The sequence below is a fragment of the Falsigemmobacter faecalis genome, from assembly GCF_003863335.1.
Classification (GTDB): domain Bacteria; phylum Pseudomonadota; class Alphaproteobacteria; order Rhodobacterales; family Rhodobacteraceae; genus Wagnerdoeblera; species Wagnerdoeblera faecalis.
The window spans coordinates 1-1,514 of record NZ_RRAZ01000094.1; the positions used below are offsets into that span (position 1 = coordinate 1).

At 63.3% G+C, this 1,514-nt stretch carries 1 pseudogene; it reads left to right on the top strand.

The features are described from left to right. Nucleotides 1-22: 22 nt before the first annotated feature. Nucleotides 23-1,466: pseudogene (tnpC, locus tag EG244_RS20200) on the top strand (IS66 family transposase); the annotation flags it as partial. Between the last annotated feature and the right edge of the window lie 48 nt (nucleotides 1,467-1,514).

Below are 1,514 nucleotides of genomic sequence, written 5' to 3' on the forward strand. Positions count from 1 at the left end.
CGGCATATGCTAAGTCTTGGCTATGCCGGACACTCACGATCTTCTTGCCGGGATTGCCAGTTTGCGTGCTCTTCTCGAGCAGACGCAGGCCGCTAACCTGCGCAAAGACGCCCGGATCGCGGCACTGGAGAAGCTGGTCGCAGCCTTCAAACAGGCGGCCTTTGGCAAGCGTTCCGAGAGGGCAGATCCTGACCAGTTCGATCTCGCGCTTGAGGATATCGAGACGGCTATGGCGGCCGTGCACGCCGAAGAGGATACCGAGGATCGCAAAGCGCAGCGCCCGCTCAGAAAGCGCAACGCCAATCGCGGCACGCTGCCTGCCCATCTGCCGCGTATCGAAGTCGCCGTCGAACCCGAGAGGCTGACCTGCGCCTGCGGGGGCGACCTGCATTGCATCGGTGAAGACAGTTCCGAACGTCTGGACGTCATCCCGGCCCAGTTCCGTGTCATCGTCACGCGCCGACCGAAATATGCCTGTCGTTCCTGCACGGACGGGGTGGTGCAGGCACCGGCCGTGCCCCGCCTGATCCAGGGCGGTTTGCCGACCGAGGCCACCATCGCCCATGTCATCGTCAGCAAGTCCAAGGGGACCGTGGCCCCAGTGGGGCCGCGTAAGCCCCGCGGACGCCGATCATCTTCCACTCTATCGTCAGGCGCAGATCTATGCCCGCCAGGGCGTTGATCTGGACCGCTCTACCCTGGCCGATTGGGTGGGGCGCGCTGCCTTCGAGCTGCGCCCCGTCTTCGACGCCCTGATGTGGGAACTTAAGCAGTCCACGAAGCTCTTCATGGACGAAACGCGGGCGCCGGTCCTTGATCCCGGCGCGCGAAAGACCAAAACCGGATACTTCTGGGCGCTGGCCCGTGACGACCGCCCCTGGGGCGGAACGGCACCGCCCGCCGTGGCCTTCACCTATGCCCCCGGACGCGGCGGGCAGCATGCAGAGCGCATTTTGCAAGGCTTTGGCGGTATTCTGCAGGTAGATGGCTATGCCGGATATAACCGGCTGTTGGCGCCCGACCACAGCATCCGGCTGGCATATTGTTGGGCACACGCGCGGCGAAAACTGATCGAAATCATCCGCATGGGACAGGCTCCGATCGCAGAGGAAGGCCTGCGCCTGATCCGTGCGCTCTATGCCATCGAAGCCGGGATCAGCGGCACCGCTCCCGAAGCCCGGCTGTGGGCCCGTCAGAGCCGCTCAGCGCCCGTGATGGCGGAACTGTCCGAATGGCTTACACACCATCGTGCTCGTATCTCCGCCAAATCCAATCTTGGTGAAGCCATGGCATATCTGGCCAAATATTGGGACGGCTTACAGATCTTCCTGACCGATGGCCGTGTCGAGATCGACAACAACCCCGTCGAACGCACGATCCGACCCATCGCCCTCAACCGCAAAAACGCGCTCTTCGCAGGCCATGAGGCCGGCGCAGAGAACTGGGCCGTGATCGCATCGCTGATCGGTAAGCGGTTGCTGGACCGCACCATTCCTTAGGCTGCGGCGCTGAAG